We start from the raw sequence: 24,561 nt of genomic DNA on the forward strand, positions 1-24,561 counted from the left end.
GCGCACACAAAACTACCGGCGCTAGTTTGTAGGGTGTTGGCGACGTCAGGATCGTGCGTGCTCGGGAGGATTGCCATGAAGGCCCATGACGGGATGTACATCGGCGGCGAGTGGCGGGCCGCCCTCGGCCACGGCCGCATCGAGGTCCTGAACCCGGCCGACGAGCGGCCCATCGCCTCGGTCCCGGCCGGAACGCCCGAGGACGTGGACGCGGCCGTACGGGCTGCCCGCGCGGCCTTCCCGGCCTGGGCGGCCACGGCTCCGGCCGAGCGGGCGGCCCTCATCGGGGCCCTGCGCGACGTGCTGGTCGCCCGCAAGGGGGAGATAGCCGAGACCATCACCGCCGAGCTCGGATCGCCGCTGGGGTTCTCGGAGATGGTCCACGTCGGGGCGCCGATCGCCGTGGCCTCCTCCTACGCCGAGCTCGGGGCCTCGTACGCCTTCGAGGAGCGGATCGGGAACTCGACCGTGCTGCTGGAGCCGGTCGGCGTCGTCGGGGCGATCACTCCCTGGAACTACCCGCTGCACCAGATCGTTGCCAAGGTGGCACCCGCTCTCGCCGCAGGCTGCACCATCGTCCTCAAGCCCGCCGAGGACACGCCGCTGACCGCACAGCTCTTCGCCGAAGCCGTGCACGAGGCGGGGATCCCCGCCGGGGTCTTCAACCTGGTGACCGGCACCGGCCCGGTCACCGGCCAGGCCCTGGCCGCGCACGAGGGAGTCGACCTCGTCTCCTTCACCGGTTCCACCGCCGTCGGCAAGCAGATCGGCGCCACGGCCGGCGCCGCCGTCAAGCGGGTCGCCCTGGAACTGGGCGGCAAATCGGCCAATGTCATCCTGCCCGGCGCCGACCTCGCCAAGGCCGTCGCCGCGGGCGTGGGCCACGTCATGAACAACTCCGGCCAGAGCTGCAACGCGCTCACCCGCATGCTCGTCCACCGGGACGAGTACGAGGAGGCGGTCTCCCTCGCGGCCGCCGCCGCGGCCAAGTACGCCTCCGGCGACCCCCTCGACCCGGGCACCCGCCTCGGCCCGGTCGTCAGCGCCAAACAGCGCGACCGCGTCCGCGGCTTCATCACCAAGGGCGTGGAGGAGGGCGCGCGCCTCGTCGCGGGCGGGCCCGAGGCGCCGCACGAGCAGGGGTACTTCATCGCCCCGACCGTGTTCGCCGACGTCACGCCCGAGATGACCATCGCCCAGGAGGAGATCTTCGGCCCCGTGCTGTCGATCCTGCCCTACGCGGACCAGGACGAGGCCCTGGCCATCGCGAACGGCACGGACTACGGGCTGGGCGGGGCGGTCTGGGCCGCCGACGAGGCGACGGCCGTGGCCTTCGCCCGCCTGATGGACACCGGCCAGGTGGACATCAACGGCGGGCGGTTCAACCCGCTCGCGCCCTTCGGCGGGTACAAGAAGTCGGGCGTGGGACGCGAGCTGGGCCCGCACGGCCTCGCCGAGTACCTCCAGACCAAGTCCCTGCAGTTCTAGGACACCCCCTAGCCCCGCTCCCGCACGGTTCCAGCCCCGCAACGCACACACGGAGACGACGATCATGGTCCGCGCCGCCATCCTGCCCGCCGTCGGAGCCCCCCTGGAGATACGGGACATCGTGCTGCCCGAACCCGGCCCCGGCCAGGTCCGGGTACGGCTCGCCGCCGCCGGTGTCTGCCACTCCGACCTCTCCCTGACCAACGGCACCATGCGGGTCCCCGTCCCCGCCGTCCTCGGCCACGAGGGCGCGGGCACGGTCCTCGCCGTCGGCGAAGGGGTCACCCACGTCGCGCCCGGCGACGGGGTGGTGCTCAACTGGGCCCCGTCCTGCGGGCAGTGCCACCACTGCTCGATCGGCGAGGTCTGGCTCTGCGCCAAGGCGCTCACCGGGGTCGGCGCGGTGTACGCCCACGACGCCCTGGGCGCTGAGCTGCACCCCGGGCTGAACGTGGCCGCCTTCGCCGAGGAGACGGTCGTCGCGGCCAACTGCGTCCTGCCCGCCCCCGCCGGGATCCCGCTCGCCGAGGCCGCGCTGCTCGGCTGCGCGGTCCTCACCGGCTACGGAGCGGTCCACCACAGCGCCCAGGTCCGCCCCGGCGAGTCGGTGGCCGTCTTCGGAGTCGGCGGCGTGGGTCTGGCCGCCCTCCAGGCGGCCCGGATCGCGACGGAGGGCCCGATCGTGGCCGTGGACGTCTCCCCGGACAAGGAGGAACTGGCCCGGGCGGCGGGGGCCACGGAGTTCCTTCTCGCCTCCGAGACGACCGCCAAGGACATCCGCGCGCTCACCGGCGGCCACGGCGCGGACGTGGCCGTCGAGTGCGCCGGCCGGGCCGCGAGCATCCGGGCCGCCTGGGAATCCACCCGGCGCGGCGGCCGTACGACGGTCGTCGGCATCGGCGGCAAGGAACAGCAGGTCACCTTCAACGCCCTGGAGATCTTCCACTTCGCACGCACCCTCACCGGCTGCGTCTACGGCAACAGCGACCCCGCCCGCGACCTCCCGGTGATCGCCGCCCACGTCCGCGCGGGCCGCATCGACCTCGGCGCGTTGGTCACCGACCGGATCACCCTCGACGGGATCCCGGCGGCCTTCGACGCGATGCTGGCGGGCAAGGGGGGCCGCTCCCTGGTGATCTTCTAGGGCCTGTCGTCAAAATCCCGTCGTCGCCCGAAGGGCGGCCGCGCGGCGTCTGGTGCGTGCTCTCGGCGTGCCGGGCGGAAGCCCGCGTACTGGACGTACTTGGCTTCCGTCCGGTGCGGCGAGAGCGCGTGCCAGGCGTCGCGCGGCAGACGGGAGTTTGACGACAGGCCCTAGGGCCGGGCCGGCCCCTGGCAGGCCACGGGGCGAAGTTCCCCTACCCGCCCCTCCACCGTTCCCCGGGCGCCGCCCGGACCCGCGCCTCAAACGCCGGCGAGGCTGGGGGGTGTCCCCGGGCCCTGCCCGGAGCCGGCCCTCAAGCGCCGGACGGGCTGAACGAGGGGGCCGGGCTGTGCCCGGCCCCCTGGGGCTCCGCCCCAGACCCCGGTCCTCAAGCGCCGGACGGCTGGATTGGCTGCGCCCGGACCCCCTGGGGCTCCGCCCCGGGCCGCCCCGTCAGGGGGTCTCGCGCAGCGCCGCGTACTGGAGGGCCAGCCCGTCCAGCAGCGCGGCCAGGCCCGTCTCGAAGGCGCCCTCGTCCACCTCGCGCCGGCGCTCCGCCAACAGGTGGGCCTGGCCCAGGTGCGGATAGTCCGACGGGTCGTATGCCGTCTCGTCGTCGACGAAACCCCCGGCGAAGGAAGCCACGGCCGAGCCGAGGATGAAGTACCGCATCAGCGCGCCGATCCGGGTCGCCTGCGCCGGCGGCCAGCCGGCCGCGGTCATGGCCCCGAAGACGGCGTCCGCCACCCGCAGTCCGGCCGGCCTGCGGCCCGGCCCGCGCGCCAGCACCGGCACGATGTTCGGATGGTCGGACAGGGCGGCCCGGTACGAGTGCGCCCAGTCGCGCAGGGCGACCTGCCACTCCCGGCCGTCCCCGGCGTCGAACATCGACAGGTCGACCCGCGCGCTCACCGCGTCCGCGACCGCGTCCAGGATCTCGTCCTTCGTGCGGAAGTGGTTGTACAGCGAAGGTCCGCTGACCCCCAGTGCCGCCGCCAGCCGCCGCGTCGAAACGGCCTCCAGCCCCTCGCCGTCCACCAGAACGCCGGCCGCCTCGACGATGCGGGATCTGCTGAGGAGGGGCTTGCGCGGTCTGGCCATGCGCCACATAGTAAGGCCTGCCGCATTTAAACTAGCGGTGGTAATTAACCGTCCCCACCCGGAGGTGCCCGGTGAATCTGGAGCTCAGCGAGGAGCAGTCCGCCGTCCGCGATCTCGCCCGCGCGTTCACCGAGCGCGAGATCGCTCCGTACGCCGCCGCGTGGGACCGCGCCGAGAGCGTGGACCGGGCCATCGTGAAGAAGCTCGGCTCCGTCGGCTTCCTCGGCCTGACCGTCCCCGAGGAGTACGGCGGCTCCGGCGGAGACCACCTCTCCTACGTCCTGGTCACCGAGGAACTCGGCCGCGGGGACTCCGCCGTGCGCGGCATCGTCTCCGTCTCCCTGGGCCTGGTCGCCAAGACCGTCGCCGCCTGGGGGAGCGAGGAGCAGAAGCGCGCCTGGCTGCCCCGCCTCTGCTCGGGCGAAGCCCTCGGCTGCTTCGGGCTCACCGAGCCCGGCACCGGCTCCGACGCCGCCGCCCTGACCACCCGCGCCCGGCGCGAGGGCGACGCGTACGTGATCAGCGGCAGCAAGATGTTCATCACCAACGGCACCTGGGCCGACGTGGTCCTGCTCTTCGCCCGCACGAACGAGGATCCGGGCCACCGCGGGATCTCCGCCTTCCTCGTGCCGGCCGACGCCCCGGGCCTGACCCGCCGCGAGATCCACGGCAAGCTGGGCCTGCGCGGCCAGGCCACCGCCGAACTCGCCCTCGACGGCGTGCGCGTGCCCGCCTCCGCCGTGCTCGGCCCTGAGGGGAAGGGTTTCTCCGTCGCCATGTCGGCCCTCGCCAAGGGCCGGATGTCCGTCGCCGCGGGCTGCGTCGGCATCGCCCAGGCCGCGCTGGACGCGGCCGTCTCCTACGCGGCCCAGCGCGAGCAGTTCGGCAAGCCGATCGCCCACCACCAGCTGGTCCAGGAGCTGATCGCCGACATCTCCGTGGACGTGGACGCCGCCCGGCTGCTGACCTGGCGGGTCGCCGATCTGATCGACCGCGGACTGCCCTTCGCCACCGAGTCCTCGACCGCCAAGCTCTTCGCCTCCGAGGCCGCCGTCCGCGCGGCGAGCAACGCCCTCCAGGTGCACGGCGGTTACGGTTACATCGACGAGTACCCGGCGGGCAAGCTGCTGCGCGACGCCCGCGTGATGACCCTGTACGAGGGCACCAGCCAGATCCAGAAGCTCCTCATCGGCCGTGCCCGCACGGGGGTTTCCGCCTTCTGAGCCCGAAGTTCCCCAGGACGTACCGAAGTTCCTGAGTACGTACGTGAGTACGCGCACGGATGTGCGGCGGCCCGGCCCGCCCGAAGCTGGACCCATGAACGAGACACCGGTCAAGCAGCAGAACACGGGCGCCTACTACGGCCAGGCCGTCGCCTCCTTCGGCATCGCCATCGGCGCGGTCGCCCTGGGGATCTACAACCTGGAGGCGAACGGCTGGGTCCGTGCCTTCCTCGGCATCGCGGTCCTCTACCTCACCACCTCGGCCTTCACCCTCGCCAAGGTGATCCGCGACCGCCAGGAGGTCACCCAGATCGTCACGCGGGTCGACCAGGCCAGGATGGAGAAGATCATGACGGGCTACGATCCCTTCGCCGTCCCGAAGCAGCCCACTCCCCAGGATCGCTAAGCGCTTGCTCACCACCCTCCGGTAAGCTGTTCATTCCTACAGGCCGACGAGGGTGAGTGAGTGATGGACAGCGTGGAGGAGATCGGCGGCTACCGGCCGTGGTCGGAGGTCACTCCCGACGCCGCGCGGCGACTGCTCGTCGCCGCCGTGGAGGCCTTCGCGGAGCGCGGGTACCACGCCACCACCACGCGGGACATCGCGGGGCGGGCCGGCATGAGCCCGGCCGCGCTCTACATTCACTACAAGACCAAGGAAGAGCTGCTCCACCGGATCAGCCGGATCGGCCACGACAAGGCCCTGGAGATCCTGGACACCGCGGCCTCCGGGCCCGGCAGCGCCGCCGAGCGGCTCGACGCGGCCGTACGGTCCTTCGTGCGCTGGCACGCGGCCCATCACACCACCGCGCGCGTGGTCCAGTACGAGCTCGATGCTCTCGCTCCGGAGCACCGCTCCGACATCGTGGCCCTGCGCCGGCAGAGCGACGCGGCCATCCGCCGCATCCTCGCCGACGGCGTCGCGGCCGGTGAGTTCTTCGTCCCGGACGTCCCCGGCACCACCCTGGCCGTGCTGTCGCTCTGCATCGACGTCGCCCGCTGGTTCAGCGCGGACGGCCGCCGCACGCCCGACGAGGTCGGCGCGCTCTACGCCGGCCTCGTGCTCCGCATGGTGGGCGCGGGCCCGGGCGAGGCCGGCGGAGCTTCTCAGGACTAGGCCGGAAGCGGTTCGGAAGCGGTTCAGAAGTAGTAGCGGGACACCGACTCGGCCACGCACACCGGCTTGGCGCCGCCCTCGATCTCGACCGTCACGGTGGCCGACACCTGGACTCCGCCGCCCGCCTCCACCACCTCGGTGATCAGCGCGGTCGCGCGCAGCCGCGAACCGACCGGCACCGGCGCGGGGAAACGCACCTTGTTCACACCGTAGTTGATGCCCATCCGCATGCCCTCGACCCGCATGATCTGCGGCACCAGGCTCGGGAGCAGCGACAGTGTGAGGTATCCGTGCGCGATCGTGGAGCCGAAGGGTCCGGACGCCGCCCGCTCCGGGTCCACGTGGATCCACTGGTGGTCCCCGGTGGCGTCCGCGAAGAGGTCGATCCGCTTCTGGTCCACCTCCAGCCAGTCGCTCGGGCCGAGCGGTGCGCCGATCCCGGCGGTGAGCTCCTCGGCGGACGTGAAGATCCTCGGCTCGGACATACCCGTACCTCTCCCTGGCGAATAAGCGCTTGCTCAGCATGCTGGGGCCGTCGTGGATCTGTCAACGACGTACCGGGCACCGAATCCCGGCCCGGCCGATTACCCTCGGCGGTGTGCCGCAGATTCCCGAAAAGGTCCATGAACTCACCGTCGGCCAGCTGTCCGCCCGCAGCGGCGCGGCCGTCTCCGCACTGCACTTCTACGAGGCCAAGGGCCTGATCAGCAGCCGCCGCACCTCCGGCAACCAGCGCCGCTACACCCGTGACGCCCTGCGCCGCGTGGCGTTCGTACGGGCCGCCCAGCGCGTCGGCATCCCCCTCGCCAGCATCCGCGACGCACTCGCCCAGCTCCCCGAAGGCCGCACGCCCAACCGCGAGGACTGGGCCCGGCTTTCCGAGAGCTGGCGCGCCGAGCTCGACCAGCGGATAGCCCAACTCGGCCGTCTGCGCGACCATTTGACCGACTGTATCGGCTGCGGATGCCTCTCCCTGGAGAACTGCGCGCTCTCCAACCCCGACGACGTCTTCGGTGAACGCCTCACCGGCTCCCGGCTGATGTGACCTCCCGCGCGCGGACCGCCGCCGCGACCAGCTCGGCGTTCGACCGCGCCGCCCGCCCGTCCGGCAGGTGCAGCACGTCTCCTACGCCGATCCGCGCCCCGGTGCCGTACCGCGCGGCCAGCCCCAGCACCGGCCAGGCCGCCGGCCCCCGTCCGAACAGCAGCACCGGCACCGGGGGCAGCCGGCGCAGCAGCTCGGCCACCGGCCCCGGGTCGGCGGAGGCCGGCTCGGCGACGAGCCGGACCCGCGCGGGGTCCCGTACCGGCCAAGCCAGGAACCGCGCCAGCGGCTCCGGCGACCCGCCCACCGCGACCTCCGCGTCCACCGCCACCCCGCGCTCCAGCAGCTCTTCGGCGAGTTCCCGGGCCCCCGGCTCCGCGAACCGCACCACCGCCCGGTCGGGCAGCACCGTCCAGCTCCGCACCCGCGCCGACCGCCCCGCGCGATCCGGCTCGGACCCCACGCTCACGGGCGCGGAGACGGCCACCCCGCCGCCGGGCCCCGGACCGCCGCGGACCCCGGCCCCGGCCCCGAGGCCCGCGTCGCGCAGGGCCTCCAGCAGCGGCCCCACCACCCGGGGCGAGAGGCTCTCGCGGCCGCACGGGGTGCGCGCATGGACCAGCACCTCCCGGCCCCCGGCGGCCACCGCCGCCCGTGCGGCATCCACCAGGTCCTCGGGGCTCATCGGGACGGCCGGACCGTCGGCAGCGTTCCGGGACCCGTTGAGCGACACCACCAGAGTCGGCCCCGCTCCGGCCTCCGCTCCCGGTCTCGCCTCCGCTCTCGGTCTCGCCTCCGCTCCCGGTCTCGCCTCCGCTCTCGGTCTCGCCTCCGCTCCCGGTCTCGCCTCCGCTCTCGGTCTAGCCTCGGCCACTGGTCCCGCTCCGGCCCGTGGCCCCACTTCCGCCCGGGCTCCCGCTCCCGCTCCGGCTCCCAGTTCCACCTGGCTCACGCCGCCCCCGCGAGGTCGGCCCCCCGCAGCGCCGTTTGCGCGAGCGCCGGTCTGGGCACCACGATTCCGCAGCCCGCGCACACCGGCCCGTCCCACGCCCATCCGGCGTTCGACGGGGCGCAGGCCGGCCCGCCGGGCCCGCCGGCCGTGGCGGGGTCCGACGCCCGGGCCACTGCCCTCGCCGTCACCGCCGGAGGCACCCGCACCGGCCAGTGCAACTCCCGCGCCCCGCACACCGGGCACCCGGTCCCCGGCTCCGACTCCAGCGCCTCCACCAGCCGTCTCAGCACCTCGCCCAGCGCCCCCTGCGGCCGCACGCCCGGATCGGCGCACCGCACCACCGCGTCCCCGCTGCCGCTCCACGCCCACTCGGGCCGTCGCAGCCCGTCGTGCTTCTCGCGCCGGCGGCGCGCCGCGAACTGCCGTTCGTACTCCAGCCAGACCGCCCGCGCCTCCTCCAGCTCCTCCAGCGCGGCCACCAGCCGCGAGGGGTCCGCCGCCCGGTCCTCGGGACCGATCCCGTGCCGGTCGCACAGGTGCCACCAGGTCGCGCGGTGCCCGTACGGTGCGAACCGCTCCAGGCAGCGCCGCAGCGAATGGCGCCGCAGGGCCCCGTCGTTGCGTGCGTCGCGCACCTGATGGGCCAGACTCCGGAATCCCGCCATCACACCTTCACCTCCGCCGAGCGCCCAGCACCGGGCGCCGTGCCCGCCGCGCTGTGTTCCCCACAGGACCGGCGCCGTGTGCCAACATGCCCGGCCCGGTGCGGGCGCATGCGGGGGCGGTCGAGGCGTACGGGTGGCACATGGCTGGAACTCAGCGCCCCATGCGCCCCGCGACCACCACCAGCCGGGCCAGCTCCTCGTGGCAGATGTCGCTGTGCGCCCCCGACGGAGTCCCGCCGCGCCGGACCACGGAGCCCGCGTCCACGCTCACGCAGCCCGCGGCGGGCAGGCCGTCGCGCAGGGCCGCTTCCAACGTCAGCCGCGGGGTTCCCGGCACCCCCCGCACCCCGTCGTGCCCGATCGCGCCCCACCGCTCGTCGAAACCGAGCAGACCGGCCGAATCGCCGGCCATCCGGGAGGCCAGCGGGTAGAACACCTTGAGGGAGGAGTCGTAGGGGGAATGGCAGGCCGTCAGCGGACCGTCGACCCTGCCCTGCAACCCGCGCAGGGCGCCCCCGCGCCCCCGGTCGTGCGGCAGGCTGTCGGCGAACGCGTAGTGGGAGAAGGCCCCTTGGAGGACGGTCAGGGACTTCACGTTCCGTGCCCCGGACGGCAGTGCGCGCAGCGAGAAGGAGACCACCCGGCCGCCGAAGCTGTGCCCGATGAGGTGCACCCGCAGGGCCGGGCGGCGGCCGGCCAGCTCCGCCAGCAGCGGCCCGAGGCCGTGCTCGCCGACCACCCCGGCCCGGGCCTTCATCTGGTAGTACGTGGCCTGGCGCAGCACCTCCTTGGCGCCGTTCCACAGCGTCCGCATCCCGCCGCCGGCCGAGAAGCCGGGGGAGTCACCGGCGCCGGGCCGGTCCCCGGGGAAGGTGGCGCCCGCCTCGGCCAGGGCGTCGGTGAACTCCCGGCACACCCGCAGGACGTCCCCGCTGAGGAAGTCCGGCACCTCGCGCGGGGCGAAGGCCGCCGCCAGATCGTCGCCCGTGCCCACCCCGTCCACCCCGGCCAGCTCGCGTACGAGCGCACCGAACTCGGTGAAGTCGCCCTCCCGCGTGGGCCGTTCCTCCAGCAGTTCGGCGATCCGGTCCAGCTCCGCCGCCCGTCCCGGCCAGAACGCGCCGAGGGCCCTGCGGGTGACCGGGTCCAGGGCCGTTCCGTGGCCCGGCTCCGCGGGGCCCACCCCGGGGCGCTCCACCGCGCCCCGGGCGTCGAAGTCGGGTATCGGCTCGTCCGCGAACCGGATCGAGGGCCACACGACCCCCACGTACCCCAGCCGCACCCCGGTCCCCACCAGATCCGCGAAGGGGGCGTAGAACCGGTCGAAGAGCCGGATCGCCGTGGACCGGTCGGAGTTCCATCCGTGGGCGAAGACCAGCAGGTCCGTGGCCTCGATCCCGAACACCGCCTCCCGCGCGCCCGGGCCCGCGTCGCCCTGCGCGTCGAAGGTCAGCTCCACGTACGGGCGGGCCCCGATGCCCGCCGCCGTCCCCGTCGCCCCCGCGGCCCCCGCGGGCACCGCCCCGCCGATGTGCACCATGACGCCCCCCTCCACGCCGTGTCCCTGTCCGCAGCATCCTGCGGAACGGGCCGCCCGGCCAGCCCCTGTGCACCCACCGGTTCACGGATACAGCAGGTACTGCTCCCGTGCCGCAGCGAACCCCGCCAGCCCCGCCGCCCAGTCGCCCGCGACCTCCTCCACGCCCGCCCCCGCGTCCACCATCCGCCGGACCCGGTCCGAGCCCGTCAGCCGGTCGATCCACTGGTCGGAGCGCCAGGCGAAGCCGCTCCACACCTGCCGGGCGGTGACCAGCAGCCCGATGCCGGCCCGTACCGGATCGAAGGCCTCCCGGTCGTGGACGAGCAGCCGGACCCCGCCGCAGGTCTTCCCGGCGTACTTGGAGAAGGAAGGCGTGAAATAAGCCTCCCGGAACCAGACCCCGGGCAGCTCCAGGGCGTTCGCCGCCTCCGCCCACTTGCGGTCCACGCCCTCCGCGCCGACCAGCTCGAAGGGGGTGGTGGTGCCGCGCCCCTCCGACAGGTTCGTCCCCTCGAACAGGCAGGTCCCGGCGTACGCCAGGGCCGTGCCCGGCGTCGGCATGTTCGGGCTCGGCGGCACCCAGGGCAGCCCGGTCTCCTCGAAGAAGGATTCCCGCCGCCACCCGGCCATCCGCACCACCTCCAGCCGCGGGGCGGCGCCGGCTCCCCGGAGGAACTCGCCCGCGAAGAGCCCGGCCAGCTCGCCCGCCGTCATCCCGTGCGCCAGCGCGATCGGCTCCCGGCCCACGAAGCTCGCGTACGGGCGCTGCAGGACGGGCCCGGCCGCGCGCCGGGCGCCGACCGGGTTGGGGCGGTCCAGCACCACCACGGCCTTGCCGGCGAGGGCGGCCGCGCGCATGCAGTCGTAGAGGGTCCAGATGTAGGTGTAGAAGCGGGCGCCGACGTCCTGGATGTCGAAGACGACCGTGTCGACGCCGGCCGCCGTGAAGACGTCCGCGAGCCCCTGCCCGCTCTTGCCGTACGTGTCGTACACGGGCAGCCCGGTCGCCGGATCCCGCCCGGCCCCCTCCGAACCGCCCGCCTGGGCCGTGCCCCGGAAACCGTGCTCGGGGCCGAACACCGCGACCAGGTCGAAGTGTCCGTCGGCGGCGTCCGCGTGCAGGACGTCGACCAGGTGGCGGGCGTCGGCGGTGATCCCCGTCGGGTTGGTGACCACCCCGACCCGCTGACCGGCCAGGACGGCGTACCCGTCCGCGGCGAGCCGCTCGAACCCGGTCCGCACCCGCCCGGCGGCGGCGCCCGCGGCCCCGGCCCCCGCCCCGGCCCCCGGGGCTCCCGTCTCCCGGGTTCCCGCCCCCAGGGCGCCCGCGGCGCCCGCCGCCCCGGCCAGACCCAGCAACCCGCGTCGCGACAGTGTCATCGCGCCAAAGTAGGGCTCCGCACCCTTCCACACGGACATACCGACTGGTTAGTCTGCCCGTGATCCGGCAGGCGTCAGCAGGCCGCGCAGCCATCGAGGCACCACCACACGAAGGGCGGACCCGTGAACGCGTTCCAGGAACAGCGAGTCGTCGTCACCGGCGCGGGCGGCGGCATCGGAGCCGCCCTCGCCCACCGCTTCGCCGCCGAGGGGGCGACCGTCGCGGTCAACGACCTCGACCCCGCCAAGGCAGCCGCGGTCGCGGACGCGATCGGCGACCGTGCCGTCGCGGTGCCCGGCGACGCCTCGGCCGTGGCCGCGCAGGCCCGCGAGGCGCTCGGCGGCACCGTGGACGTCTACTGCGCCAACGCGGGCCTCGCCTCCGGCGGCGACGCCTTCGCCGAGGAGGCCGTCTGGGAGGCGGCCTGGGACGTCAACGTCATGGCCCACGTCCGCGCCGCCCGGCTGCTGCTGCCCGACTGGCTGGAGCGCGGGAGCGGCCGGTTCGTCTCCACCGTCTCGGCCGCCGGGCTGCTGACCATGATCGGAGCGGCCCCGTACAGTGTCACCAAGCACGGCGCGCTCGCCTTCGCGGAATGGCTCTCGCTGACCTACCGCCACCGCGGGCTCCAGGTCCACGCCATCTGCCCGCAGGGGGTCCGGACCGACATGCTCACCGCCGCCGGATCGGCGGGCGAGCTGGTCCTCGCGCCGACCGCGATCGAGCCGGAAGCGGTCGCGGACGCACTGTTCGACGGCATGGAGAAGGGCCGGTTCTTGATCCTCCCGCACCCCGAGGTCGCGGACTTCTACGCGGCCCGGGCCACCGACCCGGACCGCTGGCTGAGCGGCATGAACCACCTCCAGCGCACGTGGGAGACCCGGTGACCGCACACACCCCGCCCCCCGCCCCGTCGCCGCACCCGTCCGCCCCGGCCCCTGCCCCGCACCCGTCCGCCCCGGCCCCGGACCCCTCCGCCCCGCCCTCCCGCTACGCCGCCAAGCCCTGGCTCGGCGTGCTCAGCCCGGTCCAGCGGGCCCCGATCGCGCCCCCGCCCAGCGTGCTGCACGCCTTCCGCGCCGCCGTCGCCCGCGCGCCCGGGCACACCGCCCTCGCCTACTTCGACGGCCGCCTGACCTACGCCGAGGCCGACGCGCTCTCCGACTCCCTCGCCGGCCACCTCGCCGCCCGCGGCACCCGCCGCGGGGACCGGGTCGCGGTCATGCTCCAGAACACCCCGCACTTCGTGCTCGCCGTCCTGGCCGCCTGGAAGGCCGGAGCGGTCGTGGTCCCGCTCAACCCCATGTACAAGTCCGGCGAGGTCGGCCACATCCTGCGCGATTCCGGGGCCACCGCCCTGGCCTGCGAGGCCCGCGCCTGGGAGGAGTACCTGGGCGAGGCGGTACGGGGGACGGGCGTACGGGTCGCCCTGACGGCGCACGACACGGACTTCCAGACCCGCAACGACCCCCGGGTCTTCCCCGCGCCCGGCAGCGCCCCTACCGGGTTCCGCCGCGCGGAGCCGCTCGCCGGCGGGGCCGGAATCGCCGACGAGGCGCCAGGGCCCCACGCGTCGGGCCCCGCCGACCTGCTCACAGTGGCCCGCCAGGGCCACCCCGCCCCGCCCGACCCGGACCTCACGGCCGGCGACACCGCCCTCATCAGCTACACCTCCGGCACCAGCGGCACCCCCAAGGGCGCCATGAACCCGCACGGCGCGCTCACCCACAACGCCGTCCGCCAGGTGACCGGCCACCCCCTCCCCGAGGGGTCCGGCTACTTCGCGCTCGCCCCGCTCTTCCACATCACCGGCATGGTCTGCGAGCTCGCCGCCTGCTTCGCCAACGCCGGCACCCTGGTCCTCGCCCACCGCTTCGACGCCGGAGCGGTCCTCGACGCCTTCCTCGAACACCGCCCCGCCTACACGGTGGGCCCGGCCACCGCCTTCATGGCGCTCGCCGCGCACCCCGGGGCCACCCGGGACCACTTCGCCTCGTTCCGGGTGGTCTCCTCCGGCGGCGCCCCGCTGCCGCCCGCCCTGGTCGAACGGCTGCGCGCCGCCTACGGCTTCTACCTGCGCAACGGCTACGGCCTCACCGAATGCACCGCCCCCTGCGCCTCCGTACCCGTCCACCGCGAAGCCCCCGTGGACCCGGCCTCGGGCACCCTCTCCGTCGGCGTGCCCGGCGCCGACACCCTCGTACGGATCCTCGACGCGAGCGGCGCCGAGGTCCCCTTCGGCGAGACCGGGGAGATAGCCGTACGCGGACCCCAGGTCGTCCCCGGCTACTGGGGCCTGCCCGAGGACACCGCCAAGGCCTTCCCGGACGGCGAACTGCGCACCGGAGACGTCGGGTTCATGGACCCCGAGGGCTGGCTCTACGTGGTCGACCGCAAGAAGGACATGATCAACGCCTCCGGTTTCAAGGTCTGGCCGCGCGAGGTGGAGGACGTGCTCTACACCCACCCCGCCGTGCGCGAGGCGGCCGTCGTCGGCATCCCCGACCCCTACCGCGGGGAGAGCGTGAAGGCCTACGTCAGCCTGCGCCCCGGGGCCGAGACCGACCCGGCGGAACTGTCCGCGTACTGCGCCGAACGCCTCGCCGCGTACAAATACCCGCGCCGGGTGGAGATCCTGCCTGTCCTTCCGAAGACGACCAGTGGCAAGATCCTGCGACGGGAACTGCGCGAACGCGACCACGGCTGAAAACGGCCCCGGCCGCGTCCGTACGACCCGCACACGCGAGGACCACGAAAGGGAGGCGACAGCCATGGCCGCCAAGACCACGACGGAGACCGTCGGGGCGCACGAGGCCCCGGTACCGCGCCGGCTGCTCGCCGTCGCGACCAGGCTGTTCGCCGAGCGCGGCTACGACCGGACCTCGGTCCAGGAGATCGTCGAGGCGGCCGGGGTCACCAAGGGCGCTCTCTACCACTACTTCGGATCCAAGGACGATCTGCTGCACGAGGTGTACGCGCGCATGCTGCGGCTCCAGCAGCAGCGGCTCGACGCGGTGGCCGATTCCGACGCCCCGGTGGAGGAGCGGCTGCGCGCCGCGGCCGCCGACGTCGTGGTCACCACGATCGAGAACCTGGACGACGCGGCGATCTTCTTCCGCTCCATGCACCAGCTGAGCCCGGAGAAGTCCAAGCAGGTCCGGGCCGAGCGCCGGCGCTACCACGAGCGCTTCCGGGCACTGGTCGAGGAGGGTCAGCGCACCGGGGTCTTCTCCGACGCCACCCCGGCCGACCTGGTGGTGGACTACCACTTCGGCTCCGTCCACCACCTGTCGACCTGGTACCACGAGGACGGCCCGCTCACGCCGCAGCAGGTAGCCGACCACCTCGCGGACCTGCTGATGCGGGCGCTGCGTCCTTAGGGAGCGCGGGGTAGTCGGTGTAGCCCTCCGGCCCGGAGACGTACATCAGGAACTCCGGCCGGAGCTCGTTGAGCGGGGCGCCGGTGCGCAGCCGCTCAACGAAGTCGGGGTTGGCGAGGAACCCCCGGCCGAGCGCGACCAGGTCGGCGCCGCCGGCGAGCAGTGCCTCGGCCCGCGGCCCGCCGCCGTCGGAGGCGACCTCCTCGTGGGACAGCCGGGGATTGGCCATCAGGGTGCCGGGCCAGGCCGCGCGGATCTTCCGGAAGAGGGGCTGCTCCGGGTCGGCGTGGACCAGGTGCAGATAGACCGGCCCGACCTCCGCCAGGGCCTCGACCAGCGCCGGGTAGATCTCTTCGGTGTCGCCCTCCTCGACGCCGTTGACGTCGACTCCGGGTGAGATCCGTACGCCGACCCGGTCGGGGCCGATCGCCTCGGCCACGGCCCGGACCACCTCGGTGGTGAACCGGATCCGGCCCGCCACCGACCCGCCCCACTCGTCGTCACGCCGGTTGGTGTTCCGCGCCAGGAACTGGTGGAGCAGGTGGCCGTTGGCGGAGTGCACCTCCACCCCGGCGAAGCCCGCCTCGACGGCATTGCGGGCGGCGGCCGCGAAGTCCGCGATGGTCGCCTCGATGTCCCCGGGCGTCATCTCCCGCGGGTCGACGGCCTCCCGGAGCCCGCCGGGAGTCTGCAGCGGTTCCGGGAACCGCACCACGGAGGGGGCGAGCGGGACGTGCCCGCTCGTGTCGGGGTGCCCGACCCGGCCGCCGTGCTGCAGCTGGAGGAACATCCGCCCGCCGGCGGCGTGCACGGCGTCGGTGACGCGGCGCCAGCCGGCGATCTGCGCCGCACTGTGGATGCCGGGGATGTTCGGGTAGGTCTGCCCGACGGCACTCGGGGTGGTGCCCTCGGCGATGATCAGGCCGGCCGAGGCGCGCTGGGCGTAGTAGGTGGCCATGAGGGTCCCGGGGACTCCGTCGGCCCCTGCCCGGTTGCGGGTCAGCGGCGCCATGACCAGGCGGCTGGGGAGCTCCAGGCCGCCGAGGCGGGCGGATTCGAAGAGACGGGATGCGGTGGGGACCTGCTGTGTCTGCGTCATGCCGGTACCGTAAAACCTGACGCTGATGTCAGATTCAAGTCGGGACTCGGGACGGAGTGCACATGAGGATCGGGGAGTTGGCGGCGCGGACCGGGGTCAGCCAGCGTTCGCTGCGCTACTACGAGACCCAGGGACTGCTGGTCTCCGACCGGACGCCCGGCGGCCACCGCGACTACACCGAGCGGGCGGTGGACCGGGTCATCCGGATCCAGGAGCTCTACGCGGCCGGACTGCACAGCGCGAAGATCGGGCAGATCCTGCCCTGCATGCGCGATGCGGACGGCGGGCCGAACGTACGGGCCACGCCCGCGCTCGTCGCCGAGCTGACAACGGAACGGGACCGGATCGAGCGGCTGATCGCCGATCTGCTCCGGTCCCGTGAGGTGCTGGACGAGGTCATCGACGCGGCGGCGGGCCGGACCGTGACCGCCGCCGAGCCGATGGCCGTGGAGACGTCCTAGCCGAGCGGTGCGACCTCGCGGCCCCAGGTCTCCTTGGCGAGCACGGCGAAGGAGACGTACCAGGCGACACCCGCGGTGAAGAGGCCGAGGAAGCCGCCGGTGTGGCCCAGAGCCGTGCTCTGCGCCAGGTCGCCGAGGGCGAGGAACAGGAAGGTCAGCGCCAGCGAGACGAACAGCACGCGGTGCGCGACGTCCAGCTTCATGGCGGCGATCGACATGTACGCGGTGAAGATGAACCAGGCCACCAGGAACCAGCCGGTCGCCACGTGCGCCTGGTCGGCCGGCAGCGTCGGGACGACGAACTTCACGTAGCCGGCGAAGGACATCCAGAACGCCCCGTACGAGACGAACGCCGTGGTCCCGAAGGTGTTGCCGCGGCGGAACTCCATCACGCCCGCGACGAACTGCGCGAGACCGCCGTAGAACAGCGCCAGCGGCAGCACGACGGCGCTGAGCGCGGCGTTCGAGATCAGCCCCGAGTTGAAGAGGCTGAGCACGAAGGTGGTGAGGGCGAACGCCGCCAGGCCGAGCGGGCCGGGGTTGGCCCGTGCCTGCGGCGCTGTGGCGGGGGAGGCCGGGGCCTGCTGCGCGGTCGGCGCGGGGGCGGGCAGGGTGGTGCTGGGCATGGCGGGGCACTTTCGGTGGGGGGACACTCCAAGATATCGGACATCTCGGGCTGGTCTGGACCACTTCGGGCCGTGTGGGGCGGGCCGAAGGGCCCCCTCCGGGCCCGCCGATGGGCCTCTGGCGGGCCGGGCGGGGTCACCCGGCGGCCGCCCCGGGCGGCTCGCCCGCGGAGCCCGTACGGGGACCCCGGCCGGGGGTGGCCGGGCACCCCCGGCCGGGCACCTGCCCCGCCCCCGCTCCTGCCCCGCCCCGCTCCTGCCCCCGCCCCTCCGGGTCAGCGGTAGCGCTTCAGCTCCCGGTGCGCCAGCGAGCGCTGGTGCACCTCGTCCGGCCCGTCCGCCAGCCGCAGCGTCCGCGCCGCCGCCCACAGCTCGGCCAGCGGGAAGTCCTGGCTCACCCCGCCCGCACCGTGCAGCTGCACCGCGTCGTCCAGGATCCGCACCACCGCCCGCGGAGTCGCGATCTTGATGGCCTGGATCTCGGTGTGCGCGCCCCGGTTGCCGGCCGTGTCCATCAGCCAGGCCGTCTTCAGCACCAGCAGTCGCAGCTGCTCCACGGTGACCCGGGCGTCCGCGATCCAGTTCTGTACGACGCCCTGCGCGGCCAGCTCCTTGCCGAAGGCGGTACGTCCCACCGCGCGCCGGCACATCAGCTCGATGGCCCGCTCCGCCATGCCGATGAGCCGCATGCAGTGGTGGATCCGCCCCGGCCCGAGCCGGGCCTGGGCGATGGCGAAGCCGCCGCCCTCCTCGCCGATCAGGTTCCCCGCCGGGACCCGGGCCCCGTCGAAGACCACCTCGGCATGACCGCCGTGGTCGTGGTCCTCGTACCCGTACACCGTCATCGCACGCCGGACCTCGACCCCGGGCGTGTCCCGGGGGACCAGGATCATGGACTGCTGGCGGCGCGGGTCGGCGCCCTCCGGATCGGTCTTGCCCATGACGATGAAGACCCTGCAGTCCGGGTTCATCGCCCCCGAGATGAACCACTTGCGGCCCGTGATCACGTACTCGTCGCCGCTCGCGGAACGCTCGATCCGGGTCTCGATGTTCGTGGCGTCCGAGGAGGCCACCTCCGGCTCGGTCATCGCGAACGCGGACCGGATCTCCCCGGCCAGCAGCGGCTCCAGCCACTGCTTCTTCTGCTCCTCGTTCCCGAACTGCGCGAGCAGCTCCATGTTCCCGGTGTCCGGAGCCGCGCAGTTCGTCGCCGTCGGCGCCAGGTGCGGGCTGCGCCCGGTGATCTCGGCGAGCGGGGCGTACTGGAGGTTGGTCAGCCCGGCGCCGTACTCGCGGTCGGGCAGGCCGTGCTGGTCTACAAAGAAGAGGTTCCACAGCCCCTGACGGCGCGCCTCGGCCTTCAGCTCGCCGAACACGGCCGGGGTGTCCCAGGGCGAGGCCAGCCGCGCGCGCTGTTCGGCGGCGACGGCTTCGGCCGGGTAGACGTACTCGTCCATGAACGCGAGGAGCCGTCCGCGGAGTTCCTCGGTACGGGCGTCGAATGCGAAGTCCATCGGGGGTTCCTCAGCCTTCCTGAAGGGTGGTCAGACCGTGCTCGATGAAGACCGGGACCAGCTCGCCGATCCGGTCGAAGCCCGCGCCGACGGTCTGCCCGAGCGTGAAGCGGTAGTGGATGCCTTCGAGGATCACCGCGAGCTTGAACCAGGCGAAGGCCGTGTACCAGGCGACCTGCGAGACGTCCCGGCCCGAGCGGGCCGCGTACCGCTCGATCAGCTCGGCGGGAGCCGGGTGGCCGGGGGCCGAGCTGGTCGTGCTGACCGGGGAATCGGTCAGCCCCAGGTCGGAGCTGTACATCACCAGCAGCCCGAGGTCCGTCAGCGGATCGCCGAGCGTGGACATCTCCCAGTCCAGCACCGCCCGGATCTCATCGGTGCCGGAGGGGGTTCCTGCGATCAGCACGTTGTCCAGCCGGAAGTCCCCGTGCACCACCGTGGGCGCGGGGGAGTCGGGCAGGGCGCGCCCGAGGGCACCGTGCAGCTCGTCGATCCCGGCGAGCTCCCGCCCCCGGGACGCCGCGAGCTGCTTGCCCCAGCGGCGCAACTGCCGGTCCAGGAAGCCCTCGGGCCGCCCGAAATCGCCCAGGCCCACCGCCTCCGGGTCCACGGCGTGCAGGTCGACCAGGGTGTCCACCAGGCCCAGCACCGCCCGCCGGGTCCGCTCGGAGCCGAGCGCGGCGAGCTGGGCGGCCGTCCGGAACGGCACTCCGTCCACGTACTCCATCACGTAGAACGGCGCGCCCAGCACGGCCTCGTCCTCGCACAGCAGCAGCGGCTCGGGCACCGGCACCGCGGTGCCGTGCAGCGCCGCGATGACCCGGTGCTCGCGCCGCATGTCGTGCGCGGTGGCCAGTACGTGCCCCAGCGGCGGCCGGCGCACCACCCACCGGGAGCTCCCGTCGCCCACCTCGTACGTGAGGTTCGAGCGGCCGCCTTCGATCAGCCGGCCGGTCAGCGGTCCGGCCACGAGGCCCGGCAGCGCCCGGTCGAGATGACCGCGCAGCCGCTCCAGATCGAGGCCCCGCGGGCCGGAGGGGGCCGCGGAAGGAGCCGCGGGGCGATCCGGTGCGGGGGCCGGGTCCGGGGCTGAGGTCATGGTGCGCGCCTCCGTACGGGGTTGACGACGACGGAACGATCGCGACCCATGATGCCGACCAGTCGGTATGCCGTCCAGTGCCCGAGCCGAAGCGGCCTCCGGCCCGTCCCCTCCGGCCCGTCCTCCCGGCCCGGCCGACCCGTCCGCTCAGGCGTGGCAGAGGACCGGCGTCCCGCCGTTCATCACCGTCATGTCCTGCAGCACCGCCAGGATGTCCAGCGGGACCCCCTCGGGCTCCCCGGCCAGCTCCGCGTACGCCCGGTGCAGGTTGGCCACCAGCCGCTCGCTCTCCCGCCAGCCGGCGAACTCCCCGAGATCGGCCTGCCGCGCCGTCTCCAGTGGGGTCAGCCCCTTCGCGCGGCCCTCCCGGGCCAGCTCGGCCACGTACCGCAGGTAGCGCTCGGTGGCCTCGTACGCGCCGGGATCAGTCAGCGGGCCGTGGCCCGGTACGACCGTCTCCGCGCCCAGCGAGCGCAGCAGCTCCAGTGCCCGCAGCGAACCGGCCAGCGAGCCCATGGCCAGGAACGGCGTGCCCTCCGCGAAGACCAGGTCGCCGGTGAAGACGGTCCGCCGCTCGGGCAGCCACACGATGGAATCGCCCGTGGTGTGCGCGACGCCCGGGTGGATGACCCGCACCTCGGTCTCCCCGACGTACAGCGTCATCCGGTCGCCGTACGTCAGATCGGGCGCGGTGATGTCCAGCGAGCCGAAGTCGGTCGCCGGCCAGATCAGCTCCAGCTGACGCCCGGCGGCGAGCTGCTCGGAACGCGCGTTCTCGTGCCCCAGGACCAGCGCCTCCGGGGCGAACACGCCGTTGCCGTAGGTGTGGTCGCCGTGGTGGTGGGTGTTGACCACCGTGCGGGGGAGCTGCACCCCCGCGGCCAGCACCGCCGCGCGCAGGGCCAGCGCCCGCCGCTCGGTGGCCGCCGTGTCGACGAGCAGCGTCCGGCCGCCTCCGGTCACGAAACCGGCGTTGTTGAGGCACCAGCCGCCGTCCGGCTGCACGTAGGCGTAGACCCCGGGCGCGGGCTGGACGACGTACGGCTCTTCGGCGGGCATCTCTGCGCTCTCCCCGGGTCGCTGTGGCGGGCGTTGGGCATCCTGCCAGCCACGGCGCCCCGGGGGGAGGGGGAGTCCGGACGTCAGCGTTCTTCAGCGCTCGTCAATGCTCGTCAGCGCTCGTCAGTGGTCGTCGTAGTGTCCGTCGTGCTCCGCGTGCCGGTGCCCGTCGTGCAGGTAGTCGACGTGGTCCCCGTGCCGGACCGAGCCGTGACCGCAGTCCGCGCCGTGGGCGTGCTCGTGCGCGGTGTGCGGGGCGTGCCCGGAGGGCTCGCATTCGTCCCAGTGTCCGGAGTGCTCGCGGTGCAGATGGCCGTCGTGCGCGTAGTCGACGTGGTCGCCGTGCTCGACCGCCTGGTGTCCGCAGTCGGGCCCGTGGGCGTGGGCGTGCTCCTGCGCGGGGTGTTCCTGGTGCAGAGTCGTCATGACGCCGACGCTAGTGCGGAACACCCGGGTTCGCCCCTTGTGTCCGCTACGCGCCGGAGTGGCATCACAAGGCGGACCATCGGTTCGTCGGCTCACACGATGAGCGCCATCGCGAACACGGCCAGGCCCACCGTGCACGCCGTCGCGGCCAGCGCCGCACCCACCGCGAGCCCGGCCGGCCGCGCCGCCGCCAGCTCCCGCACCCGCCGGTGCGCCACCCCCATGAAGGCCAGCCAGAGCAGCGCGATCACCGCGCACCCGGCGACCGCCACCAGGGAGCCGGACCCGTGCAGGGCCTGGCGCAGGGCCAGTACGGCCACCACCGCGCAGGACAGGGTCGTACGCCGCCACGCGAGCCGGGTCCGCTCGGGCTGCAGCCCCGCGTCACGCCCGCCGGGACCCTCGCGGTCGGCGGCGTCGGCCGAGGCGTTCACCGCCCCTTCGTCCAGCCGAGCAGGACGACCACCACCATCGCCACCGCGACCAGCCCGACCCCCAGGCTCAGCACCACCGGGAACCGGGACATCGGCAGGTCCTCGCCGCGCCGCATGGCCCGCTCGCACCGCACCCAGTGGTTCACCGCGCGCAGGGAGCAGGCCGCGCCCACCGCGAGCAGCGCGAAGGCCATCGCCACGCGCACCGCCCACCGCAGGTCGGGCAGGAACTGGTCCACGGCGAACCCGCCGCCGATCAAGGCCAGGGCGGTCCTGATCCAGGCCAGGAAGGTCCGCTCGTTGGCCAGCGAGAAGCGGTAGTCGGGGGTCTCGCCCTCGTCCCTCACCCGAGCCGGCGCGAACCACAGCCGCACGTCCTTGACGAAGTCGATCACCCGCCCAATCTACTGGCGTCCCGCCCCCGCGGCGCCCGGAGCGGCCCCTCCGGCGCTCGGAGCCGCGCCCCGCCCCCGCTGCCCGCAGCCGCCCGGCGGGCGCGGCCGGAGCCTGGAGCGGGTCCACCGCCGCCCCGGGCCGCCTCACCCCCGCCCCGAGAGGAACTCCCGCAGCCTGCGGTACGCCTCCACCCCGTCCGGCACCCACGGCCAGGAGCCGTCCGCGACCCGCCGCGCCACCTCGTCCTCGGGCAGCCACGCGTGCCAGGCCACCTCCGAGGCCTGCGGCCGGACCGGCAGCTCGCAGCGGACCTCGTGCACGTAGCTCCACCAGGCACCGCCCGGGCCCTCGTACAAGAATTTGAACAGCGGCTCGGGCTGCCCCAGCCCCGCCACCCCCAGCTCCTCCTCGGCCTCCCGCAGGGCCGCCTGCGCGTAGCTCTCGCCGGCGCCGACCACCCCGCCCACGAACATGTCGTAGAACGAGGGGAAGACCAGCTTCGACTCCGTCCGCCGGTGCGTGAAGATCCGCCCCTGCCCGTCCCGCGCCAGCACGAACACGCAGCGGTGGATCAGCCCGGCCGCGTACACCTCGCCACGCGGCGCGCGCCCCGTCACCCGGTCCTCCCGGTCCACCACGTCCAGTACCTCGTCGGCCGCGCTCATGCCGTGATCTCTCCGCTCCTGTTGACTGGTTACCGCTCCGTAGCAAAGGATCGCCCCACCATCGACGGAGGACGGGTTCCACATGACGTACGACGCAGACGTGATCGTGATCGGGGCCGGGCTCGCGGGCCTCGTGGCCACCGCCGAGCTCGTCGACGCCGGCCGCAAGGTCATCCTGCTCGACCAGGAGCCCGAACAGTCCCTCGGCGGCCAGGCCCACTGGTCCTTCGGCGGCCTGTTCTTCGTCGACTCGCCCGAACAGCGCCGCATGCGGATCAAGGACACCCGCGAGCTGGCCCTCCAGGACTGGGCCGGCACCGCCGGCTTCGACCGCGAGGAGGACGCCTGGCCGCGCCGCTGGGCCGAGGCCTACGTGGACTTCGCGGCCGGCGAGAAGCGCCCCTGGCTGCACGCCCAGGGCGTCCGCTTCTTCCCCGTCGTCGGCTGGGCGGAGCGCGGCGGCTACGACGCGAACGGCCACGGCAACTCCGTCCCCCGCTTCCACATCACCTGGGGCACCGGCCCCGGCCTCGTGGAGCCCTTCGAGCGCCGCGTACGGGCCGGGGTGGCCCGCGGGCTGGTCCAGCTGAAGTTCCGCCACCGGGTCACCGGGCTCTCCCGTACCGCGGGCACCCTCGACACCGTGACCGGAGAGGTCCTGGCCCCCTCCAACGCCGTGCGCGGCACCGCGAGCGGCCGCGAGGCCACCGGGGAGTTCTCCCTGCGCGCCCAGGCCGTGATCGTGACCAGCGGCGGCATCGGCGGCAACCACGACCTCGTACGGGCCCAGTGGCCCGCCCGCCTCGGCACCCCGCCCGCGCGGATGCTCTCCGGGGTCCCGGCCCACGTGGACGGCCTGATGCTCGGCATCGCGGAAGGGGCGGGCGCCAGCCACATCAACAAGGACCGGATGTGGCACTACACCGAGGGCATCGATAACTGGAACCCGATCTGGTCCAAGCACGGCATCCGCATCCTGCCCGGCCCGTCCTCGCTCTGGCTGGACGCCACCGGCAAGCGGCTGCCCGTACCGCTGTTCCCCGGCTTCGACACCCTCGGCACGCTCGACCACATCATGAAGACCGGGCACGACCACACGTGGTTCGTCCTCAACCAGCGCATCATCGGCAAGGAGTTCGGGCTCTCCGGGTCCGAGCAGAACCCGGACCTGACGGGCAAGTCGGTCCGCGGGGTCATCGACCGGGCGCGCCAGGCCGTCCCGGGACCGGTGAAGGCCTTCATGGACAACGGCGCCGACTTCGTGGTCGAGAAGGACCTCTCCGCGCTGGTGCGCGGCATGAACGCGATCACCAAGGACGGACTCCTCGACGAGGAGACGGTCCGGCGCGAGATCGTCGCCCGCGACCGGGAGATCGCCAACCCCTTCACCAAGGACCTCCAGGTCACGGCGATCCACGGCGCCCGCAAGTACCTCGGCGACAAACTGATCCGCACCGCCGCCCCGCACCGGATCCTGGACCCCGCGGCCGGCCCGCTGATCGCGGTCCGGCTCTCGATCCTGACCCGCAAGTCCCTCGGCGGCCTGGAGACCGACCTCTCCTCCCGCGTCCTGACCGCCACGGGAGAACCCCTCCCGGGCCTCTACGCGGCGGGCGAGGCCGCCGGCTTCGGCGGCGGCGGCGTCCACGGCTACCGGGCCCTGGAGGGCACCTTCCTCGGCGGCTGCATCTTCTCGGGCCGCGCGGCCGGCCGAGCGGCGGCCGGGGCCGTCTCCTGAGCCGGGAC

General features: G+C 73.9%; 26 protein-coding genes. 11 read left to right on the forward strand and 15 right to left on the reverse strand.

Going from position 1 to position 24,561, the window contains the following annotated elements; genetic code table 11:
• The first annotated feature begins 75 nt into the window (after positions 1-75).
• Together ACE1OC_RS31745 and ACE1OC_RS31750 are read left to right on the forward strand one after the other, a co-directional pair.
• Complete coding sequence (locus ACE1OC_RS31745) at positions 76-1,488, forward strand: aldehyde dehydrogenase family protein (RefSeq protein ID WP_407839876.1); 1,413 nt, start codon at positions 76-78, stop codon at positions 1,486-1,488.
• A 64-nt stretch (positions 1,489-1,552) separates the two neighbouring features.
• Positions 1,553-2,632, forward strand: a complete 1,080-nt coding sequence (locus ACE1OC_RS31750) for an alcohol dehydrogenase catalytic domain-containing protein (RefSeq protein ID WP_407839877.1) — start codon at positions 1,553-1,555, stop codon at positions 2,630-2,632.
• Between the two features lie 453 nt (positions 2,633-3,085).
• Here the strand turns inward: ACE1OC_RS31750 and ACE1OC_RS31755 are convergent, their stop codons facing one another.
• Positions 3,086-3,733 (reverse strand): TetR/AcrR family transcriptional regulator, encoded by a 648-nt coding sequence (locus ACE1OC_RS31755; RefSeq protein WP_407839878.1) that lies wholly within the window; start codon positions 3,731-3,733, stop codon positions 3,086-3,088.
• A gap of 71 nt (positions 3,734-3,804) precedes the next feature.
• Here ACE1OC_RS31755 and ACE1OC_RS31760 point away from each other — a divergent pair, with 71 nt between their 5' ends.
• The 3 genes from ACE1OC_RS31760 (at position 3,805) to ACE1OC_RS31770 (ending at position 6,073) form a co-directional block, all read left to right on the forward strand.
• Positions 3,805-4,956, forward strand: a complete 1,152-nt coding sequence (locus ACE1OC_RS31760; protein WP_407839879.1) for an acyl-CoA dehydrogenase family protein — start codon at positions 3,805-3,807, stop codon at positions 4,954-4,956.
• Between the two features lie 94 nt (positions 4,957-5,050).
• The gene (locus ACE1OC_RS31765; RefSeq protein ID WP_250740306.1) at positions 5,051-5,362 is read left to right on the forward strand and encodes a YiaA/YiaB family inner membrane protein; all 312 of its coding nucleotides are present in this window, start codon (positions 5,051-5,053) and stop codon (positions 5,360-5,362) included.
• A 63-nt stretch (positions 5,363-5,425) separates the two neighbouring features.
• Complete coding sequence (locus ACE1OC_RS31770) at positions 5,426-6,073, forward strand: TetR/AcrR family transcriptional regulator (RefSeq protein WP_407839880.1); 648 nt, start codon at positions 5,426-5,428, stop codon at positions 6,071-6,073.
• Positions 6,074-6,096: 23 nt separating this feature from the next.
• Here the strand turns inward: ACE1OC_RS31770 and ACE1OC_RS31775 are convergent, their stop codons facing one another.
• Positions 6,097-6,558 carry a MaoC family dehydratase gene (locus ACE1OC_RS31775; RefSeq protein ID WP_407839881.1) on the reverse strand — a complete coding sequence of 154 codons (462 nt, stop codon included), beginning with the start codon at positions 6,556-6,558 and terminating at the stop codon, positions 6,097-6,099.
• Positions 6,559-6,671: 113 nt separating this feature from the next.
• Between ACE1OC_RS31775 and soxR the strand changes: the two genes are divergently transcribed.
• Entirely contained in the window at positions 6,672-7,118 is a 447-nt protein-coding gene (gene soxR / locus ACE1OC_RS31780) for a redox-sensitive transcriptional activator SoxR (RefSeq protein ID WP_407839882.1), read from the forward strand.
• On the opposite strand, the gene ACE1OC_RS31785 is transcribed toward soxR, so the two are convergent.
• From ACE1OC_RS31785 to ACE1OC_RS31800, 4 genes are all read right to left on the reverse strand, one after another.
• On the reverse strand, positions 7,096-7,851 hold the full coding sequence (locus tag ACE1OC_RS31785) for a 3-keto-5-aminohexanoate cleavage protein (protein WP_407839883.1): 756 nt from the start codon (positions 7,849-7,851) through the stop codon (positions 7,096-7,098). The genes soxR and ACE1OC_RS31785 overlap by 23 nt on opposite strands.
• Before the next feature lie 215 nt (positions 7,852-8,066).
• A complete protein-coding gene (locus ACE1OC_RS31790) occupies positions 8,067-8,735 on the reverse strand; it encodes a hypothetical protein (RefSeq protein WP_407839884.1) in 669 nt (222 codons plus the stop codon).
• Positions 8,736-8,886: 151 nt separating this feature from the next.
• Positions 8,887-10,275, reverse strand: a complete 1,389-nt coding sequence (locus ACE1OC_RS31795; RefSeq protein ID WP_407839885.1) for a serine-threonine protein kinase — start codon at positions 10,273-10,275, stop codon at positions 8,887-8,889.
• 81 nt (positions 10,276-10,356) lie between these two features.
• Positions 10,357-11,655, reverse strand: a complete 1,299-nt coding sequence (locus ACE1OC_RS31800) for an exo-beta-N-acetylmuramidase NamZ domain-containing protein (protein WP_407839886.1) — start codon at positions 11,653-11,655, stop codon at positions 10,357-10,359.
• A 123-nt stretch (positions 11,656-11,778) separates the two neighbouring features.
• Here ACE1OC_RS31800 and ACE1OC_RS31805 point away from each other — a divergent pair, with 123 nt between their 5' ends.
• The 3 genes from ACE1OC_RS31805 (at position 11,779) to ACE1OC_RS31815 (ending at position 15,036) form a co-directional block, all read left to right on the forward strand.
• Complete coding sequence (locus tag ACE1OC_RS31805) at positions 11,779-12,543, forward strand: SDR family oxidoreductase (protein ID WP_407839887.1); 765 nt, start codon at positions 11,779-11,781, stop codon at positions 12,541-12,543.
• A complete protein-coding gene (locus tag ACE1OC_RS31810; protein ID WP_407839888.1) occupies positions 12,540-14,363 on the forward strand; it encodes a class I adenylate-forming enzyme family protein in 1,824 nt (607 codons plus the stop codon). Before ACE1OC_RS31805 ends, ACE1OC_RS31810 begins: the two co-directional genes overlap by 4 nt.
• Before the next feature lie 64 nt (positions 14,364-14,427).
• Complete coding sequence (locus tag ACE1OC_RS31815; protein ID WP_250740316.1) at positions 14,428-15,036, forward strand: TetR/AcrR family transcriptional regulator; 609 nt, start codon at positions 14,428-14,430, stop codon at positions 15,034-15,036.
• On the opposite strand, the gene ACE1OC_RS31820 is transcribed toward ACE1OC_RS31815, so the two are convergent.
• Positions 14,975-16,135: an alkene reductase gene (locus tag ACE1OC_RS31820; protein ID WP_407839889.1), complete on the reverse strand. Its 1,161-nt coding sequence runs from the start codon at positions 16,133-16,135 to the stop codon at positions 14,975-14,977. The two genes, ACE1OC_RS31815 and ACE1OC_RS31820, sit on opposite strands and share 62 nt — an antisense overlap.
• 62 nt (positions 16,136-16,197) lie before the next feature.
• On the opposite strand from ACE1OC_RS31820, the gene ACE1OC_RS31825 reads away from it, so the two are divergent.
• The gene (locus ACE1OC_RS31825; RefSeq protein ID WP_407839890.1) at positions 16,198-16,596 is read left to right on the forward strand and encodes a MerR family transcriptional regulator; all 399 of its coding nucleotides are present in this window, start codon (positions 16,198-16,200) and stop codon (positions 16,594-16,596) included.
• Here ACE1OC_RS31825 and ACE1OC_RS31830 read toward each other — a convergent pair.
• From ACE1OC_RS31830 to ACE1OC_RS31865, 8 genes are all read right to left on the reverse strand, one after another.
• A complete protein-coding gene (locus ACE1OC_RS31830) occupies positions 16,593-17,222 on the reverse strand; it encodes an acetate uptake transporter (RefSeq protein ID WP_407839891.1) in 630 nt (209 codons plus the stop codon). The genes ACE1OC_RS31825 and ACE1OC_RS31830 overlap by 4 nt on opposite strands.
• Positions 17,223-17,497: 275 nt before the next feature.
• Positions 17,498-18,736: an acyl-CoA dehydrogenase family protein gene (locus ACE1OC_RS31835; RefSeq protein WP_407839892.1), complete on the reverse strand. Its 1,239-nt coding sequence runs from the start codon at positions 18,734-18,736 to the stop codon at positions 17,498-17,500.
• Between the two features lie 10 nt (positions 18,737-18,746).
• The gene (locus tag ACE1OC_RS31840; protein ID WP_407839893.1) at positions 18,747-19,835 is read right to left on the reverse strand and encodes a phosphotransferase family protein; all 1,089 of its coding nucleotides are present in this window, start codon (positions 19,833-19,835) and stop codon (positions 18,747-18,749) included.
• Between the two features lie 147 nt (positions 19,836-19,982).
• On the reverse strand, positions 19,983-20,894 hold the full coding sequence (locus tag ACE1OC_RS31845; RefSeq protein WP_407839894.1) for an MBL fold metallo-hydrolase: 912 nt from the start codon (positions 20,892-20,894) through the stop codon (positions 19,983-19,985).
• Positions 20,895-21,017: 123 nt separating this feature from the next.
• On the reverse strand, positions 21,018-21,320 hold the full coding sequence (locus ACE1OC_RS31850) for a hypothetical protein (protein WP_250740323.1): 303 nt from the start codon (positions 21,318-21,320) through the stop codon (positions 21,018-21,020).
• Between the two features lie 92 nt (positions 21,321-21,412).
• Positions 21,413-21,754 carry a DUF202 domain-containing protein gene (locus ACE1OC_RS31855; RefSeq protein WP_407839895.1) on the reverse strand — a complete coding sequence of 114 codons (342 nt, stop codon included), beginning with the start codon at positions 21,752-21,754 and terminating at the stop codon, positions 21,413-21,415.
• Positions 21,751-22,149 (reverse strand): YidH family protein, encoded by a 399-nt coding sequence (locus ACE1OC_RS31860; protein WP_266959025.1) that lies wholly within the window; start codon positions 22,147-22,149, stop codon positions 21,751-21,753. Before ACE1OC_RS31860 ends, ACE1OC_RS31855 begins: the two co-directional genes overlap by 4 nt.
• Positions 22,150-22,293: 144 nt before the next feature.
• A complete protein-coding gene (locus ACE1OC_RS31865; RefSeq protein WP_407839896.1) occupies positions 22,294-22,815 on the reverse strand; it encodes an NUDIX hydrolase in 522 nt (173 codons plus the stop codon).
• Positions 22,816-22,897: 82 nt separating this feature from the next.
• On the opposite strand from ACE1OC_RS31865, the gene ACE1OC_RS31870 reads away from it, so the two are divergent.
• Positions 22,898-24,553 (forward strand): FAD-binding dehydrogenase, encoded by a 1,656-nt coding sequence (locus tag ACE1OC_RS31870; protein ID WP_407839897.1) that lies wholly within the window; start codon positions 22,898-22,900, stop codon positions 24,551-24,553.
• Positions 24,554-24,561 lie beyond the last annotated feature (8 nt).

Source organism: Streptomyces stoeckheimensis (assembly GCF_045822005.1).
In the GTDB taxonomy this organism is placed as follows: domain Bacteria; phylum Actinomycetota; class Actinomycetes; order Streptomycetales; family Streptomycetaceae; genus Streptomyces; species Streptomyces stoeckheimensis.